The sequence below is a fragment of the Comamonas terrae genome (assembly GCF_001544075.1).
GTDB classification, from domain to species: domain Bacteria; phylum Pseudomonadota; class Gammaproteobacteria; order Burkholderiales; family Burkholderiaceae_C; genus Comamonas; species Comamonas terrae.
On record NZ_BCNT01000026.1, the window covers coordinates 1 to 18071 of the forward strand.

Below are 18071 nucleotides of genomic sequence, written 5' to 3' on the forward strand. Positions count from 1 at the left end.
CAATCGGTTGAAGGAAAGAACCTGCTGGCCCGCGTGCAGCAGCATCGTGCCGCCTTTCTGAAACAGGGCGATCAGTTCCTTGCGCTCGTTGAAGGCAGCCAACGGGATGAAGCGCTCTCCGTGCTGGAAACCCAGCTGCGTCCTGTCCTTCGTGACTACCAGCGAGCGATTCATGATCTGTTGACCGACCAGACCCAGCGTTCGGACAATGCCAGCCAGCGGGCCGAGAGCGCCGCACAGCAGCTGGTATGGGAGGTATTGGTCACAGGTGCCATCGCCATCGCCGTCGCAGTCTTTCTGGCCTGGGCCATCATCCGCTCCATCACCCGCCCGCTGGCACAAGCGGTCGAAGTGGCGGATCGCGTGGCAAGCGGAGATCTGAGCGGCCAGATCGCCGCGCAGTCCAAAGACGAAATGGGACACCTGCTTGGCGCACTGCAACGCATGCAGCAAAGCCTGGTGAAAACAGTAACTTCGGTGCGCACCAATGCGCAGGGCGTGGCATCGGCCAGCGCCCAGATCGCCGCAGGCAACCATGATCTGTCCGGCCGCACGGAAGAGCAGGCCAGCGCACTGGAGCAGACCGCGGCGTCCATGGAAGAGCTGGGCTCCACCGTCAAGCAAAACGCCGATAACGCCCGCCAAGCCAACCAGATGGCCATGAGCGCGTCCACGGTCGCTGCCCAGGGGGGAGAGGTTGTTGCTGAAGTGGTGGAGACCATGAAAAGCATCAACGAAAGCAGCCACAAGATCGCCGATATCATCAGCGTCATCGATGGCATCGCCTTCCAGACCAACATCCTGGCCTTGAACGCCGCAGTGGAGGCGGCGAGGGCCGGCGAGCAAGGCCGTGGCTTTGCCGTGGTTGCGGGCGAAGTGCGGGCCCTGGCCGGACGCTCGGCCGAGGCCGCCAAGGAAATCAAGGCCCTGATCGATACCAGTGTGGGGCGCGTGGAACAAGGCACACAGCTCGTCGACAAGGCCGGCACCACCATGACCGAGGTGGTCACGGCCATTCGCCGCGTGACCGATGTCATGGGCGAGATCAGTGCCGCCAGCCATGAGCAAAGCCAGGGTGTGGCACAGGTCGGCGAAGCCGTCACGCAGATGGACCAGACGACCCAGCAAAATGCGGCGCTGGTGGAAGAAATGGCGGCGGCTGCCAGTAGCCTCAACCACCAGGCGCAGTCGTTGGTGGAAGCTGTCGCGGTCTTCAAGCTGTCCGGGCATGAGCACGTGATCCGAGCTTCGGCGTCAATCACACCAAGGAGCACAAAGCAGCCGGTGAATACGGTCAACACGGTCAAGCCTGCGGTTCAGGCCATATCGGCCAAGTCGCCTGCCCCCCGTCGGCCTGCAGCCATCGCGGGTGCACAGCAAGGTGCAGGAATGGATAACGATTGGGAGGCTTTTTAGCCAGTGCATTTCCCCCTGCACCCTGCAAAGTGCCTGGCCCCCTGGGTCAGGCCGTGGTTTGATCAGGCGAGCATTCGCACTTTCGGCTCACGCTCCCAATGGCGCCGCACGCCTGTCTTCACAAGCGCTTCGACGGGTACCACCCCTTCGTCCTTTTCCACGCCCGCCTTGTCCAGCAGTACCTGCGAGCCCTGGCAATGTGCAATGGTCTTGCAGTGGCCATAGGCATCCATGAACCACTGCACGGCCGCGCCTTCGCGGGTCAGCTGCTCGGCCTGCTTGGGCATGAGAATGCTGGCCACCGCGTCGAACAGTACCGAGGGCGATCCTGCCAGCTGCCCGTCGGCCTTGAGCGTACCGCCCTTGACGGGGATGCCGCCCACCTTGGGCGCCACGAGGAAGACGCTGCCGCCGGCCTTTTCCACCTCGGCCTTGAGCTTGTCTATGGCTGCCTTGTCCGAACCTTCGGCAAACAGCAGCCCGACCTTGCGTCCAGCGAAGGTGTTCTTGGCCTGCTTGTGGATGGACAGCGCGTCGGAGGGCGCCATCTCCACCGGCTCGCGCGCGGCCCTGGCTTTGGACGGCAGCTTGATCGCCAGCCCCGCAGCCACACGCTTGGCGAGGTCTTCGTCGATGTTGCGCAGCCGTGCCACGACACGTTCGCGCACGTGCTCCAGCGCCACCTTCGACAGCTCGAACACCAGCGCCGAGGCGATGTGCGCCTGCTCGCTACGCGTCTGCGAGCGGTAGAACTGCCGTGCCTGGCTGTAGTGGTCGGCAAACAGCTCGGCGCGGATGCGCAGCTTCTGGGCCGCGTCGTTGCGCTCGGCATTGGCGGGAAAGGAGGTGAAGCCCATCTCGGGGCAGGCGCGCGGGCCGCCATCCTCGCCCGCCTCTGCCAGGCTGTTGGGCTCGTAGTTGGCGCGGCCGGTGGGCACCATCGTCTGCATCATGCCGTCGCGCTGGAAGTTATGGAATGGGCACTTGGGCGCGTTGATCGGGATCTGGTGGAAGTTGGTCGTGCCCAGGCGCGACTTCTGCGTGTCGAGGTACGAGAACAGCCGCCCCTGCAGCAGCGGATCGTTGGTGAAGTCGATGCCGGGAATGACGTTGGAGGGCAGGAAAGCCGCCTGTTCGACCTCGGCGAAGAAGTTGTCTGGATTGCGGTTGAGCGTCATGCGGCCGACGATCTGCACCGGCACCTCTTCCTCGGGGATCAGCTTGGTGGCGTCCAGTACGTCGTAGGGCTGCCGGGCGGCCCAGTCTTCATCGAACACCTGGATGCCCAGATCCCAGGCGGGGAAGTCGCCCTGGTCGATGGCTTCGTACAGGTCGCGCCGCAGGAAATCAGGGTCGGCTCCCGCGATCTTCACGGCCTCGTCCCAGCAGGTGGACTCGATGCCCAGTACCGGCTTCCAGTGGAACTTGACGAAGCGGCCCTCGCCCTTTGCATTGACCAGGCGGAAGGTGTGCACGCCAAAACCCTCGATCATGCGGAAACTGCGAGGAATCGCACGGTCCGACATGGCCCACATGATCATGTGCATGGACTCGGGCATCAGCCCGATGAAGTCCCAGAGCGTGTCGTGCGCCGTGGCGGCCTGCGGGTAGCCGCGGTCGGCTTCCATCTTCACGCTGTGCACGAGGTCGGGGAACTTCATCGCGTCCTGGATGAAGAAGACGGGGATGTTGTTGCCCACCAGGTCCCAGTTGCCGGTGTCGGTGTAGAGCTTGACGGCGAAGCCGCGCACGTCGCGCGGTGTGTCGATGGAGCCAGCCCCGCCGGCCACAGTGGAAAAGCGCACGAACACCGGGCAGGTGGCGCCCGCCTTCTGGAAGATGGATGCCTTGGTCAGCTCCGGAATCGCCTTCGTGCACTCGAACACGCCGTGCGCGCCCGAGCCGCGCGCATGCACGATGCGCTCAGGGATACGTTCGTGGTCAAAATGGAAGATCTTCTCTCGCAGGATGAAGTCTTCGAGCAACGTGGGCCCGCGCTCGCCAGCTCGCAGCGAATTCTGGTTGTCGGCTATGCGGTGCCCGAAATTGTCGGTGAGGGCTTGCGAATCGGGCCGGATGTTACGGTTTGAAGGGAGGTTTTGGTGTAGTTCACCACCCTGCCCCACAACTGCCTCATACACCGCTTGATCGGCTTGCGGAACGTTGGAGCGCGGCGCTTGAGACGACTTGGACACGCTGGCCGCCCCATGGGACGGCGCTTTGGGCTTTTGTGGCATGAAGACCTCCTTAATCAAAGCGTCAGGGTCCGCGAACGGACATGAACCTTTGACCTTATTGGGAGCGTCTGCATGGGGGCGTCGCTCAAGTGCCAAGCGGTACGTAGGAAAAAGTACCTCGCATTTCCGCAGATCAAGAAATTTGCCTTCGGGCTCTGCGTCGAACGGGGGCTTTTGCGCGGTTGCATGGCGGTCCGAGGTGGTTGCGGCGGCTGCGCCTCCAGTTACTTTCGACGCCACCTATGCCCTGAACGTCAGCATCTCGGCCGAAGAGTCCTTGCCGAAGGCCGTCGAGAACCTGTGCATGTCCTTGATGGGGCTGCATCACGAAATTGACAAAAGATTGGATGCACACGCGTTTCCATCAACAAGTTCCTACCGGGTACGCACTCGCGGGTATGGATTCCCACTCCGGTCATCGACACTGCATTTGCCCACTCCCCTACCCCGGCTCCGCCAATGGCATGGAAAGCCTGCGCCTGGTCAAAGACGATTCAGGATTCAGCGCGGCGAGCGACGCTCGCGCATGCGCAGCATGGAGCGGCGCGCGGCGGACAGATTGGATTTGCGTGCGCCGGAGGCCATCAAAGCGCCGGGTTCTGCCGTGCTGCCGGCGGCTGCCATGCGTTGCTGGGCCTCCAGCAGGCTCTTGATGTCTGCCGCACGCTCCTGGGCAAGTGCTGCCGCATTCTGGGCGGCCTGCAGCTGTGTATGCAGGTTCAGGATTTCCTGCTCCGAGCGTTCCAGGCGCGCCTGCAGTTCCTGGCTTCGGGCTTCCGCCTTGCGCTCCTGTTCCTGCGCCGCCTTCTTGGCGTTGCTGAGTTCCTGGCGTGCGCGGTCCACCTCGTTGAGCATATGGCGCTCGTTGCCCGCATATTGCTCGGCCAGGCGCTGGCGCTCCAGCGCGGCAGCCTGCATTTCCTCGCTGTGCTTTTGCTGCAGCGACTCCTTTTGCCGCGAAGCCTGGGCCAGAGCTTCGCGCAGCTCTTCCATGCGCTCATCGCGGTCCTGCAAATGCTGCTGCACGTCGTCAAGCCGGCGCGCCAGATCCTGGGCCTGGGCCTGGGCCAGCTGCAGCGCCTGGTTCATCGCCTCCTTCTGGGCCTGCATCGCGGTTTCCCGCTGGAGCAGCTGTTCCTTCTGAGCCGCCTGCTCGGCCTCGGCAGCCTGAAGCGCTGCTTCTCGTTCGGCCAGAGCGGCTGAGGCTGACTGCAGCGCCTCTTCCCGCGCCGTGTTCCACAACTCCTGCGCCATGCGCTGGATCGGCTCCGGCACCGAGGAAGCCTGCGCAGCATCCTGCTCCCCTGCCACGCCCAGCCTGCGCCCCAGTGTGGCAAACCAGTTTTCCAGCATGGGACTGACGGTATTGGGGGAACCGCGACCGATGTGCTGGCGCACGCGTTCGATCGTGGGGCGCAGCCCCTGGGCGATCAAGGCATCTGCAGCAGCCCAGACATCGGCTTCCTGCACACCTCTGGACGTGGTTTTTGGTGTATTCATATGAAATATCTTTTTTACTAACGATAAGTGATTGTTATCGTGGTTTATTGAATATTTTCGTTATACATCAAACATAACATGTATTAAATAATACATATGATGTTTTCATACAAATGAATTTGCTACATTACAGCTACTTGGGCCCTGATCGGTATCTGAAAGACCTTTTTCGCAAGCGGAATGCCGGCAATTGGTGGAAAGCAAGGTTCCGCGCTCACCCACGCGGATCGTCATTGCAGGCGGCCCCACAGGAAACTGCGGCCGGCAACGCCAATCTGGAAAAACCACCGGCCGGCCGCGGCGACAATCACTCCATGTCTTCCGACGAGCTTTTGCCTTCTTCCCTGAGCGGCGATATCGATGCCGCCCCGCCCTTGTGCAGCGTGAACCCGGCCGGAAGCTCCCCGGCGCTGCCGCCAGCGGCCCAAAAAGCCATTCGGGAGCTGATGCGCGAGGGCGAGTCGATCAATACGCGCTCCAGCTACCAGAGCGCCATGCGGTACTGGGCTGCCTGGCATGTGCTGCGCATGGGGCGGACCATGCAGCTGCCGCTGCCCGTTTCGACGGTTCTGCAATTCATCATCGACCATGCGCAGCGCCAGGGCGCCAACGGCCTGGTGAACGAGATGCCCGAGGAAATAGACCAGGCGCTGGTTGCCGCCGGCTACAAAGGGAAAAAAGGCCCGCCCGCGCACAACACGCTGGTGCACCGCGTAGCGGTGCTGTCCAAGGCGCACCAGGTTCACGGGCTGAGCAATCCCTGTCAGGACGGCGCAGTGCGCGAGCTCATGTCACGCACCCGCAAGGCCTATGCGCGCCGGGGCGAGCAGGCCCAGAAGAAGGATGCCCTGACCCGCGATGTGCTGGAACAGCTGCTGGCCACCTGTGACGACAGCCTGCGCGGCTTGCGCGACCGGGCCCTGCTGTTGTTTGCCTGGAGCAGCGGAGGCCGCAGGCGCTCCGAAGTGGCCGCAGCCGACATGCGCTACCTGCGCGCCGTGGGGCCCAGCGACTATATCTATACGCTGGCGCATTCCAAGACCAACCAGTCGGGCCTGGATGCACCCGAGAACCACAAGCCCGTCACCGGACGGGCGGCCACGGCCCTGAGTGCCTGGCTGGCTGCTGCGCAAATTCACGAAGGCCCTATCTTTCGCCGCATCCGCAAAGGCGGCCATGTGGCCGAACCGCTCACGCCAGCGGCGGTGCGCAACATCGTCCAGCAGCGCTGCAAACTGGCCGGGGTGGATGGCGATTTTTCGGCGCACTCGCTGCGCTCGGGCTTTGTGACCGAGGCCGGGCGCCAAAATGTGCCGCTGCCGGACACCATGGCGCTGACGGGGCACCACAGCGTCAACACCGTCATGGGCTATTACCGGGCGGATACGGCTCTGCAGAACCGCGCAGCCCGGTTGCTGGATCCTGAGAACTAGGAAGTCGTTGCCGGCAGCAATGCCAGTTCACCCAGTGCGGCCAGCAGTTGCTCAACGTCGGCATCGGTGTGCGCAGCGGACAGCGCAATGCGCAGGCGGGCAGTGCCTGCAGGCACCGTGGGCGGGCGGATCGCCGGCACCCACAGGCCGCGCCGGCGCAGGCCTTCCATCAAGTCCAGCGCGGCGGCATTGCCGCCGATCACCAGCGCCTGCACGGCGGTGTGCGAGGGCAGCAGCCGCCAGCCGGTGTCCTGCAGCAAGGGCTGCAAGCCGGCGCGCAACTGAGCGATGCGTGCCTGCAGTTGCTCGCGCAAGCTGCTCTCGTGCTCGATCAGCCGCAGGCTCGCCTGCAGCGCCTGCGCGAGCAAGGCCGGGGCGGCCGTGGCAAAGGTGTAGCTGCGCGTCTTCTGCAGCAGCCACTCGATCAGCAATTCGTGCCCCGCGACAAAGGCGCCCGACACGCCAGCGGCCTTGCTCAGCGTGGCCATGTACAGCACGCGGGGGGAAGCCTTGTCACCGGTCAGGCCTGCAGCTGCCAGGCTGCCGCGCCCCTCGGGGCCGAGCACGCCGAAGCCGTGGGCATCGTCCAGCAGCAGCAGGGCGTCGTGGCGCTCGCACAGGGCCAGCAGGCCGGGAATGTCGGCCACATTGCCGTCCATGCTGAACACTGCATCGCTCACCACCAGCTTGCGGGGGATGGTGCAGGCAGCCAGCTGGCTTTCCAGCGCCGCCAGATCGCCATGCGCAAAGCGGTGGATTTGCGCACGCGAGAGCCGGCAGCCATCGATCAGGCTGGCGTGGTTCAGCGCATCCGAGAAGACGGCATCGCCAGCGCCCACCAGGGCCGGGATGATGCTGGCGTTGGTGGCAAAGCCGGCATAAAAGTACAAGGCCCGGGGCAATTGCACAAAGCGGGCCAGATCGTCCTCCAGCGCGGCATTGGCCGTGCTGTGGCCGTTGACCATGGGCGAGCCGCCCGAGCCCACGCCAAAGTCGCGCGCGCCGGCGCAGGCCGCGTCGACCAGGGCCGGATGCCGGGCCAGGCCCAGATAGTCGTTGCTGCAAAACTGCAGCATGGGCCGCCCGTCCACCGCAATATGCGCCCCTTGCAAGGGCTCCACGGTGCGGCGGGAGCGGCGCAGTGCGGCGGCGTCGAGCGCCGCCAGCTGCCGGGGAATGTCCCGCAGCCAGAAATTGGATGCGCTTGCTGTACTCATTGCCAACCCCTGGGCAGCGTGACCGCAACCGAATGCGGATCGGGCGTGGCCTGCCATGGAATGTCCGCGAGCAGCGGAGCGCCCCATGCATCCATCTGGCGGCGCAGCCAGTCCATGTTCTCCTCGGGCACCAGCATCTGCGGGTCGACGCGGCTGGCCATCCAGCCCGCCAGCGGCAAGCCGCTGGCGCGTATGGCTTCGGCCGTCAGCAGCGCATGGTTCAGACAGCCCAGCTTCAGCCCCACCACCAGCACCACGGGCAGTTGCAGTGCCATCGCCAGATCGGCAATGCCGAGCGTCTCGGACAGCGGCACACGCCAGCCGCCTGCGCCTTCGACCACGACGGCATCGGCTTGCGCGGCCAGTTGGCGGTAGGCGTCCAGAATGGGCGGCAGCGTCACTTGCACCCCTGCGCGCCTGGCGGCGATATGGGGCGACACCGGGTCGGGCAGCAGCACCGGATTGTCCAGTGCAGCGGGCACGGCCAGCGTGGAGGCCGCACGCAAGGCCAGCGTGTCCTCATTGGCCCAGCCGCCCTGCCCGTCAGGCTCGGCCCCCGCGGCGACGGCTTTCATGCCCACCACGCGCGGATGGTGCTTGGCCAGCGCATGCAGCAGTGCGCAGCTGGCCAGGGTCTTGCCCACACCGGTATCGGTTCCGGTCACGAAGCAGCCGATCATGCTTGCACCTCCTGCGCGGGTAGCGCTGCTTCTTGCAGCAACGTATCGTCCAGCGCAGCAAGGGCTGCACGGCCCAGATGCGCCACGGCCGCATCGTCCAGCAGATAGGGCGGCATGCAGTACAGCGTGCGGCCCATGGGCCCTATTGGCCTCAGCAGCAGGCCGTGGGCCAGGGCTGCGGCGTGGTAGCGCTGGGAAAAGTCGGGCAACCGGGTATCGATATCCCAGGCCCAGATCATTCCCTGCCGGCGCGCGTGGCGCACGCGCGGATGTGCCGCCAGAGGCGCAAATGCGGCGCTGATGCGCTGGGCCAGTTGGCGATTGGCTGCCAGCGTGTCGAGCTGCTCGAACAGCTCCAGCGTGGCCACGGCGGCGCGGCAGGCCAGCGGGTTGCCGGTGTAGGAGTGCGAATGCAAAAAGCCACGCGCGGCATCGTCGTCGTAGAACGCGGCATAGACTGCGTCCGTGGTCAGCACCGCAGACAGCGGCAGCGTGCCGCCAGTCAGTCCTTTGGAAAGGCAGATGAAATCTGGTGTGATGCCTGCCTGCTGGTGGGCAAACAGACTGCCCGTGCGGCCGAAGCCGACGGCGATTTCGTCCACCACCAGATGCACCTCGAAGCGGTCGCACAGTGCTCGGGCCAGGCGCAAATACTCGGCATCGTGCATGGCCATGCCGGCGGCGCATTGCACCAGTGGCTCCAGAATCAGGGCCGCAGTCTCTGTGTGGTGGGCTTGCAGCCAGGCTTCCAGGCCTTCTGCAGCGCGGCGCGCCACGTCGGCGGCCGTTTCACCGGGCCGGGCCTGGCGTGCATCGGGGCTGGGCACGGTGGCCGACAGCCGCACCAGCGGGCCATAGGCATCGCGGAACAGCGCGATATCGGTGACCGAGAGCGCGCCCACGGTCTCGCCGTGGTAGCCGCCGGCCAGGCCCACGAAGCGGTGTTTGGCAGGCTGTCCCCGGTTGCGCCAGTAGTGCGCGCTCATCTTCAGTGCGATCTCGGTGGCCGAGGCGCCGTCGCTGCCGTAGAACGCATGACCCAGGCCGGTCAGCCCGGCCAGGCGCTCGGACAGCTCCACCACCGGGGCATGGGTGAAGCCGGCCAGCATCACATGGTCGAGGCGCTGCATCTGCTCGGCCAATGCGGCCCGAATGTGCGGATGCGAGTGGCCGAAAAGATTCACCCACCAGGAGCTGATGCCGTCCAGATAGCGCCGGCCCTGGGTATCCACGAGCCAGGGGCCGCTGGCATGGTCGATCGCAACCGGCGGCGCGGCTTCGTGCCGCTTCATCTGTGTGCAGGGATGCCACACATGCCGCATGCTGCGGCTGGCAAGACAGTTGTCCATCAAAAACTCCTGAAGAAAAGCAGGCGCAAGCAGGCACAGCGGAGCCTGGCCCCCTGCAAAGCCATCGAATCCAAGAAGACGAAACCCCGGCGCGGTGCCGGGGAAACCTAGGTGCTGGCCCGCTGGCGGGATTCAGCCGGCGACGGAAGCCCGCAGCCCGTGCAGGCCCAGCTTGCGCATCAGCGTGGTGTCGGCTTCCACATCGGGGTTGCCGGTGACCAGCAGCTTGTCGCCATAGAAGATGGAGTTGGCGCCGGCCATGAAGCACAGCGTCTGCACGGCCTCGCCAAGCTGCTGGCGGCCGGCCGAGAGGCGTACGCGCGCTTTGGGCATGGTGATGCGGGCCACGGCGATCACACGCACGAAATCCAGGGGATCGACAGGCTCGCTGTCGGCCAGCGGGGTACCGGGCACACGCACCAGGCTGTTGATGGGGACGGATTCGGGATACGGATCCATGTTGGCCAGTTGGGCGATCAGGCCCGCGCGATGCACCACCTCCTCGCCCATGCCGATGATGCCGCCGCAGCACACGCTGATGCCGGCATCGCGCACGGCCTGCAGCGTATCGAGGCGATCCTGGTACTGGCGCGTGCTCACCACGTCCCGGTAATACTCGGGTGCGGTATCAAGGTTGTGGTTGTAATAGTCCAGCCCCGCCTCGCGCAGGGACTGCGCCTGATGCGGCTGCAGCATGCCCAGCGTGGCGCAGGTCTGCAGCCCCAGGCCTTTGACGGCGCCGATCAGTTCATTCATCTTCTCGATGTCGCGGTCCTTGGGGGCGCGCCAGGCCGCACCCATGCAAAAGCGCGTGGCGCCCGCATCCTTGGCGGCCTGGGCCGCGCGGGTCACCTCTTGCACGCTCATCAGTTTCTCGGCCTTGACGCCGGTTTCGAACTCGGCCGACTGCGGGCAATAGCCGCAGTTCTCGGGGCAGCCGCCGGTCTTGACCGACAGCAGCGTGGCCAGCTCGATTTCGCCGGCCGGCCAGTGTTCGCGGTGAACGCTCTGGGCCTGGAACAGCAAATCCATGAATGGCTTGTCCAGCAGCCCCTGGACGGCTTCCACGCTCCAGGCGGGCTCGGTTGGGGCGGTCGGCTCCTGCTCCGGTCGGGCATGCCATTGCACGGTATGCGTGGAAGTGCTGCAAGCGGTCATCGTGGCTCCTTCTGTGAATGTCTTTTTTCATTCTGAACAGAAAAAACCGGGCAATGCATGAAAAATCGGCTGACCTGGCAAAAATAAACCGCCCCTTTTCAATGCTTCGAAAAAGCCGCAAATTGATTCATTTTTAGCAGCAGATCGGCATCATTTGGAAGACATTGGCAAATCGCTTGTCCAAGCAACTGCCAATTTGGAGCCAACAGGCGCCAACGGCATTCAATGCGCACCGAACCCATGGCGAAGATATGCACGGATGCCTGCGCGTCATTTTTCACACGGCACGGCGCCTGCCGCATGGGACAGGCATGCGAAAATTTTCAGTCCCGCCAGGCCCTTTCCGGTTCCTGGCCATAGACAGCCCCCTCCGGCTTCCCTTGCACATGTCCGACGCCTCTTTACCCGCGAAATTGCCCGCCCACCCGGAAAAAACCGGCGGCACACCGGTCATGAAGCTGCGCATGCGCGTCATGGCCGGTGACGCGATCGCCATCGGGCCGGGAAAGATTGCGCTGCTGGAAGCCATAGGCCGCCACGGCTCCATTGCCGCTGCCGCCAAATGCCTGGGTATGTCTTATCGCCGGGCCTGGCTGCTGGTCGACGGGGTCAACCAGGCGCTGAATGCTCCGGCCGTGGCCACCGCCATGGGTGGCGCGGGCGGGGGAGGAGCGACGTTGACGGATACAGGGCGCGCGGTGATTGCGCTATACCGGCGCATAGAGCATCGCGCAGCAAAGGCCTGCCAGGGCGATATCGACCAGTTGCTGGCCATGGTTCAACGCCCCTAGCCGCTTCTGAAGCATAAACAAGGCCGGCTCGCGGCCGGCCTTCATCAAGGCAGCCCTGCCAAAGCCCGCAAGCCGCAGCAACTGCCCAGCTGAAAGCCAGGCCGGCCCGGCCTTTTCAGCGCGGCAAAGCGGCGGCTTCGCGGGCCAGAGCGGTGATGTGCGTCCAGTCGCCGCGCTGCAGCGCATCGGCTGGCACCAGCCATGAGCCCCCCACGCAGACCACATTCTTCAGCGACAGGAAATCGGCCGCATTCGCGGGCGAGATGCCGCCCGTGGGGCAAAAGCGCACGTCGCCGAACGGCCCCTGCCAAGCCTTGAGCATGGCCGGGCCGCCTGCCTGCATCGCGGGGAAGAATTTCAGTTCGTTGAAGCCGTCGGCCTGGGCCGCCATGATTTCGCTGCTGGTGGCAACGCCTGGCAGCAGCGGCAGCCGCAGGTCCCGGCAGGCCCGGCCCAGCGCGCCGGTATAGCCGGGGCTTACGGCAAAGCGCGCGCCGGCACCGTGGGCGGCCCTGGCATCGCCCGCATTGCGCACCGTGCCTGCGCCCACGATGGCTTCGGGCACCGCCGTGGCAATGGCTTCGATGCAGGCCAGGCCCTGCGACGTGCGCAGGGTCACTTCCAGCACGCGTATGCCGCCGGCCACCAGGGCCCGGGCCATGGGCACCGCATGTTCTACCTTGTCGAGCACGATGACCGGAATCACCGGTGCATCCTGCATGATGGCCAAAGCCGACAGTTCTACAGCCATGTGCAGGCTCCCTCTTCCGCGCTGAGCGCATGGCGCCGGAAACCGGCAAACAGTTCACGTCCAAATCCGCGGCCGTTGTCCAGCCGCTGCACCTGCGGCATCTCGGCTGCGGCCCGCCGGCTCCATTCCTCTTCATCGACCAGCACGGCCAGCGTGCCGGCCGCGGCGTCCAGCCGCACCAGGTCGCCGTCGCGCACCTTGGACAGCGGGCCCCCGGCACCGGCTTCGGGCGAGACATGGATGGCCGCGGGCACCTTGCCCGAGGCACCGCTCATGCGTCCGTCCGTCACCAGCGCCACCTTGAAGCCCTTGCCCTGCAGCACGGCCAGCGGCGGCGTGAGCTTGTGCAGCTCGGGCATGCCGTTGGCGCGCGGCCCCTGCCAGCGCACCACGCAGACCACGTCGCGCTCCAACTCGCCGGCCTTGAAGGCCTGCTGCAGCGCTTCCTGCGAGTCGAAGACGCGTGCCGGAGCCTCGACCACATGCCGGTCCTCGGGCACGGCGCTGACCTTGATCACGCTGCGGCCCAGGTTGCCGGTGAGCAGCTTGAGCCCGCCCGTGGGACTGAACGGCGCGCCGGCCGGGCGCAGCACCGACAGGTCGCCAGACTCGCCCGCGTCGTGCCAGGCCAGCTTGCCAGCCTCGACGCGCGGAATGCGCGCAAAGGCCCACAGCCCCTCCTCGCGCACGGTGAGCACGTCGCCATGCATGAGGCCTGCCTTGAGCAGCTGGCTGATCACATAGCCCGGGCCGCCGGCGGCCTGGAACTGGTTCACGTCGGCGCTGCCGTTGGGGTAGACGCGCGCCAGCAGCGGCACCACGCCCGAGAGTTCGGAAAAATCGTTCCAGTCGATGACGATGCCCGCCGAGCGCGCCACGGCCACCCAGTGGATCAGGTGGTTGGTGGAGCCGCCCGTGGCCAGCAGGGCCACCATGGCATTGACGATACAGCGCTCGTCCACCACGCGGCCGATGGGGGCGAAGCGCCCGGCCTTGGTGATGGCCAGCACGCTGCGCATGGCCTCGCGCGTGAGCAGCTCGCGCTCGGCATCGCCGGGGTTGATGAAGGCCGTGCCCGGCACGTGCAGGCCCATGGCCTCGAGCAGCATCTGGTTGCTGTTGGCCGTGCCATAGAAGGTACAGGTGCCTTCGCCGTGGTAGGCGGCCGATTCGGCGGCCAGCAGTTCCTTGCGGCCCACCAGGCCCTGAGCGGCCTGCTCGCGCACCTTGGCCTTTTCGTTGTTGGACAGGCCCGAGGTCATGGGGCCCGCCGGCACGAAGACCGTGGGCAGGTGGCCGAAGTGCAGCGCGCCGATCAGCAGGCCGGGCACGATCTTGTCGCACACGCCCAGCATCAGCGCCGCATCGAACATGTCGTGCGAGAGCGCAATCGCCGTGCCTTGCGCAATGGCGTCGCGGCTGAACAGCGACAGCTCCATGCCCGGCGCGCCCTGCGTCACCCCGTCGCACATGGCCGGCACGCCGCCGGCCACCTGGGCCGTGGCGCCCAGCTGGCGCGCCTCGTCCTTGAGGATGTCGGGATAGCGCGCCAGCGGCGCATGGGCCGAAAGCACGTCGTTGTAGGCCGTGACGATGGCCACGTTGGGCGCCTTCTGCTCGACGATGCGGATGCGGTCCGCGCCCGGCAGGCCGGCAAACGCATGGGCCACGTTGGCGCAGCCCATGGACTGGGCGCCGGGCGGGCGAGAGGCCATGGCATCCACCTGCTCCAGGTAGGCGCTGCGCGTGGCGCTGCTGCGCTCGCGGATGCGGCGCGTGACAGCTTCGACAATGGGATGGAGTTTCATATCCGTTATCCGTAATCGGGAGCGGCCTCGAGACCGGCCTGCTCCAACTCAGGGACACCGCGCAAGGACCGGGCCAAGGCCGGGACCGGCCGCGCCGCCATGCGGGTGTCGCCCCCTTTCGAGGGAAAGGCGCCGCAGCGCCTCAGGGTGCGGCGTGTCAGCGCAGCTTTTTCAGCTCGTCCTGGGTCTGCTTCCACAGATCCTGGCCCACGCCGTTGGCCACCGAGGCATGCACGCTGGTCAGCTTGGCGCGCATGCGGTCGGCTTCGGCGGCGGACAGTTCGTTGACCACCATGCCCTTTTGCTTGAGATCGGCCAGGGCCTTGGCGGCTTCGGCGCGGGTGTCCTGGCGCTCGAACTCGCGGCTCTTCTTGGCCGCCTCCATCAGCACTTTCTGCTCGTCCTTGGTCAGGCCGTCCCACCATTTCTTGCTCACGGTGAGAATCCAGGGGCTGTAGACATGGTTGGTCACCGTCAGGTACTTCTGCACCTCATAGAACTTGCTGGACAGCACGGTGTTGTAGGGATTCTCCTGGCCGTCCACGGCCTTGGTCTCCAGCGCGGTGAACAGCTCGGAGAACGGCAGCGGCACCGCATTGGCGCCCAGGGCCTTGAAGCTGTCGAGGAAGACATTGTTCTGCATCACGCGCAGCTTGATGCCGTTCATGTCCTCGAGCTTGGCCACGGGGTGCTTATTGTTGGTCAGGTTGCGGAAGCCGTTTTCCCAGTAGACCAGGCCCACCATGCCCTTGGGCTCCAGCGTGGCCTTCACGCGCTCGCCCACGGGGCCGTCCAGCAGCGCATCGGCTTCCTTGGTGTTGTTGATCAGGAACGGCGTATCCCACAGCGCCATCTGGGGCGCGATGCCGACCAGGGTGGCCGTGGAGCCCACCATCATCTCCTGGGCGCCGCCGATCAGCGCCTGCTGCATCTGCGTGTCCGAACCCAGCGAGGCGTTGCCGATGGCGCGCACCTTCATCTTGCCGCCCGTGGCCTTTTCCACTTCCTTGGCGAAGAAGCGCGCGGCGCGGCCCTGGTTGGAGTCGTCCACCAGGCCATAGCCGAAGCGCACGATGCGCGGCTTGAAATCCTGCGCCTGCACGGCGCCGGCTGCTACGAGGGCGGCCAGCGCGCCAGCCAGAGCAAATTTGATTCGCATACCTATCTCCTTGGTTTATCTAGAGGGCAAACAACGGGCAAACCGCCCCGGGAAATTTCAGTGTTTTGGCCGCTACCGCTTATGTGGAAAGCGACAGCAGCTATTGATATCGAAGCAATCAGCACATTCCGATCAGTGCATCCACCTGAGCGGGCCGGTCACGATCTGCGGGAACAGCACCAGCAACACGGCCAGCAGCACATAGGCCATCAGGAACGGGTTGGTGCCCTTGATCACCGTCTCCATGCGCAGCCGGCCCACGCCGGCCACCACGTTCTGCACCGTGCCCACGGGCGGCGTGATCAGGCCGATGCAGCCCACATAGATGAACATGAAGCCGAAGTACACGGGGTCGATGCCGGCCTTGGCGGCCAGCGGCGCGCACACGGGGCCGAAGATCAGGATCGTCGGCGTCAGGTCCATGGCCGTGCCCACGACGAGCAGGAACAGCATCATCAGCGCCATGAAGGCCGTGGGGTGGCCGAGCACGCCGGAGAAGGTGTCGGCCAGCATGTTGGGCAGGTCGGCCAGCGTGATCATGTAGGCCGTCACCGTGGCGGCGCCGCACAGGAACATGACCACCGCCGTGGTCTTGGCCGCGGCCAGGAACACTTCGTAGAGCCGGGACCAGCTCATCTCGCGGTAGACCACCATGGAGACGAACAACGCATAGACGGCCGCCACCACGGCAGCCTCGGTGGGCGTGAACACGCCGCCCTTGAGGCCGCCCAGGATGATGACCGGCATCATCATGGCCCAGAAGCTCTTGGCCAGCGCCTTGATGCGCTCGCCCCAGCTCACGCGCCGGCCCTGGGACAGCTGGTATTTGCGCGCAATCCACCACCAGGCAAACACCAGGAAGGCGCCCATGATGAGGCCGGGCACCACGCCCGACAGGAACAGCTTGCTGATCGAGGTGTTGGTCGTCACGCCGTAGATCACGAACGGCATGGACGGCGGAATGATGGGCGCGATGATGCCGCCCGAAGCCAGCAGGCCCGCGCCGTAGCTGTCCGGATACTTGTGGTCGCGCATCATGGGCAGCAGGATGGTGGCCAGCGCCGCGGTATCGGCAATGGCCGAGCCGCTCATGGAGGCCAGCAGCACGGCCGCGCCGATGGCCACATAGCCCAGGCCGCCGCGGATATGGCCGACGAAGGCGCTGGCCAGATCGATGATGCGGCGCGACAGGCCGCCGGCGTTCATCAGCTCCCCGGCCAGGATGAAGAACGGCACGGCCAGCAGCGGGAAATTGTCGAAGCCGGCCTGCAGGTTCTGGGCCAGCAGTTGCGAATCGAAGAAGTCCAGGTGCCACATCAGCGCCACGCCGGTGAGCACCAGCGCCTGGGCGATCGGCATGCCGATCACCATGCCGCCGATCAGAACGAACAGAAAAATAAAGGTCACGACCATGGTGCGTTGCCCCTCTCCAATGCCTTATTCGATGTCCAGAGCGCCTGCATCGCGCTCCACCGGCGTGCCGCGGCGCATGTCGCGCGCGGCCACCAACAACAGCCCCACGGCGAGCACCAGCGTGGCCGCCGCGCCCAGGGCCAGCGGGTAGCCGAGCACCGTGCTGAAGCTGGACAGGCCCGCCTGGACCTGGGCCCAGGAGCCCCACAGCAGCAACACCATGCAGGCCACGACCAGCAGTTGCGACAGCCAGAACAACACCTTGCGGCCCACCGGTCCCACGCGCGAGGTCACGAGGTCGAAGCCCAGGTGGCTGCCCTCGAAGGCCGCGACGATGGCGCCGATGGCCACCAGCCAGACGAACAGCAGGCGCGAGATTTCCTCGTACGAGACGATGCTGGTGTTGAACACATAGCGCAGCACCACATTGATGAAAACGGCCACCACCATGCCGGCCAGGGCCAGAACCATCAGCGCCTCGGCCAGCCGCTGCAGGCGTGGCTTGGGAGCAGCGGGAGTTTTTTCCGGACTCATTTGTTGAACCTCCTGATGCTCAGGGTTGGGAAGAAGAAAGAGAGGCCGCCGCTGCGCGCGGGGGCACGGCCAGCCAGGCGTTGACGCGGCCCACGATGTCCGCCAGCGGCAGCGTGGCATCCACGCCCAGCACGCAGGACTCGCCGTCGGGGCGCTCCAGCGTGGCGAACTGGTTGGCCACCAGCTCCGGCGAGAAGAAATGGCCGGCGCGCTCCTGCACGCGCTGCAGCGCCGTGTCGTAGTCGAGATCGAGAAACACAAAACCCACGGCGCCCTGCCCGGAGCCGGCGCGCAGCTGGTCGCGGTACTTGCGCTTGAGCGCCGAGCAGGTCAGCACCACGCCTTGGGCAGGCCCGGCCGTTGCGGCCTCCGCCAGCAACCGGGCCAGGCGCGCCAGCCAGTCGGCGCGGTCTTCGTCGGTCAGCGGCACACCGGCGCGCATCTTGGCGATGCTGGCTTCGGAGTGGTAGGCATCGCCTTCATGCAAAGCCCAGCCCAGCGAGGCCGCAAGCTGCTGGGCCACGCTGGATTTGCCGCAGCCCGATACGCCCATGACGATCAGCGTGCGTGGCGGCGTTGTTTGGTTAGCGCTATCCATAACCTTGAAAAAAGAGGCAGCGAGCAC

15 protein-coding genes are annotated in these 18071 nt (G+C 65.6%); 3 read left to right on the forward strand and 12 right to left on the reverse strand.

The annotated features are described in order from the left end of the window. Window positions 1-1416: methyl-accepting chemotaxis protein (locus tag Cte04_RS20805; RefSeq protein WP_066483700.1), on the forward strand; the 1416-nt coding region annotated here is incomplete at its 5' end. Window positions 1417-1478: 62 nt separating this feature from the next. On the opposite strand, the gene Cte04_RS20810 is transcribed toward Cte04_RS20805, so the two are convergent. Beyond that, complete coding sequence (locus tag Cte04_RS20810; RefSeq protein WP_174522956.1) at window positions 1479-3653, reverse strand: catalase; 2175 nt, start codon at window positions 3651-3653, stop codon at window positions 1479-1481. Between the two features lie 501 nt (window positions 3654-4154). Continuing rightward, window positions 4155-5153 (reverse strand): DNA-binding protein, encoded by a 999-nt coding sequence (locus tag Cte04_RS20815; protein WP_066483703.1) that lies wholly within the window; start codon window positions 5151-5153, stop codon window positions 4155-4157. 314 nt (window positions 5154-5467) lie between these two features. On the opposite strand from Cte04_RS20815, the gene Cte04_RS20820 reads away from it, so the two are divergent. Then, window positions 5468-6586, forward strand: a complete 1119-nt coding sequence (locus tag Cte04_RS20820) for a site-specific integrase (RefSeq protein ID WP_083526791.1) — start codon at window positions 5468-5470, stop codon at window positions 6584-6586. Here the strand turns inward: Cte04_RS20820 and bioF are convergent. The 4 genes from bioF to bioB all read right to left on the reverse strand — a co-directional run bounded on the left by bioF (window position 6583) and on the right by bioB (window position 10990). Further along, window positions 6583-7803 carry an 8-amino-7-oxononanoate synthase gene (bioF, locus tag Cte04_RS20825; protein WP_066483708.1) on the reverse strand — a complete coding sequence of 407 codons (1221 nt, stop codon included), beginning with the start codon at window positions 7801-7803 and terminating at the stop codon, window positions 6583-6585. The genes Cte04_RS20820 and bioF overlap by 4 nt on opposite strands. Continuing rightward, on the reverse strand, window positions 7800-8483 hold the full coding sequence (gene bioD, locus Cte04_RS20830; RefSeq protein WP_066483709.1) for a dethiobiotin synthase: 684 nt from the start codon (window positions 8481-8483) through the stop codon (window positions 7800-7802). Before bioD ends, bioF begins: the two co-directional genes overlap by 4 nt. Next, entirely contained in the window at window positions 8480-9832 is a 1353-nt protein-coding gene (bioA, locus tag Cte04_RS20835) for an adenosylmethionine--8-amino-7-oxononanoate transaminase (RefSeq protein WP_066483710.1), read from the reverse strand. The genes bioD and bioA overlap by 4 nt, the downstream gene beginning before the upstream one ends. Window positions 9833-9964: 132 nt before the next feature. Continuing rightward, on the reverse strand, window positions 9965-10990 hold the full coding sequence (gene bioB, locus Cte04_RS20840; RefSeq protein ID WP_066483712.1) for a biotin synthase BioB: 1026 nt from the start codon (window positions 10988-10990) through the stop codon (window positions 9965-9967). Between the two features lie 464 nt (window positions 10991-11454). On the opposite strand from bioB, the gene Cte04_RS20845 reads away from it, so the two are divergent. Continuing rightward, entirely contained in the window at window positions 11455-11781 is a 327-nt protein-coding gene (locus Cte04_RS20845; protein WP_066483781.1) for a winged helix-turn-helix domain-containing protein, read from the forward strand. A 115-nt stretch (window positions 11782-11896) separates the two neighbouring features. Here Cte04_RS20845 and eda read toward each other — a convergent pair whose 3' ends face one another. From eda to Cte04_RS20875, 6 genes are all read right to left on the reverse strand, one after another. Further along, complete coding sequence (eda, locus tag Cte04_RS20850; RefSeq protein WP_066483719.1) at window positions 11897-12532, reverse strand: bifunctional 4-hydroxy-2-oxoglutarate aldolase/2-dehydro-3-deoxy-phosphogluconate aldolase; 636 nt, start codon at window positions 12530-12532, stop codon at window positions 11897-11899. Then, entirely contained in the window at window positions 12523-14340 is a 1818-nt protein-coding gene (gene edd / locus Cte04_RS20855) for a phosphogluconate dehydratase (protein ID WP_066483722.1), read from the reverse strand. The genes eda and edd overlap by 10 nt, the downstream gene beginning before the upstream one ends. A 157-nt stretch (window positions 14341-14497) precedes the next feature. Next, complete coding sequence (locus tag Cte04_RS20860) at window positions 14498-15499, reverse strand: TRAP transporter substrate-binding protein (RefSeq protein WP_066483724.1); 1002 nt, start codon at window positions 15497-15499, stop codon at window positions 14498-14500. Window positions 15500-15631: 132 nt separating this feature from the next. Then, a complete protein-coding gene (locus Cte04_RS20865; protein WP_066483729.1) occupies window positions 15632-16912 on the reverse strand; it encodes a TRAP transporter large permease in 1281 nt (426 codons plus the stop codon). Window positions 16913-16936: 24 nt separating this feature from the next. Beyond that, window positions 16937-17446, reverse strand: a complete 510-nt coding sequence (locus tag Cte04_RS20870; RefSeq protein ID WP_066483731.1) for a TRAP transporter small permease — start codon at window positions 17444-17446, stop codon at window positions 16937-16939. 19 nt (window positions 17447-17465) lie between these two features. Beyond that, the gene (locus tag Cte04_RS20875) at window positions 17466-18044 is read right to left on the reverse strand and encodes a gluconokinase (RefSeq protein ID WP_245633464.1); all 579 of its coding nucleotides are present in this window, start codon (window positions 18042-18044) and stop codon (window positions 17466-17468) included. Window positions 18045-18071 lie beyond the last annotated feature (27 nt).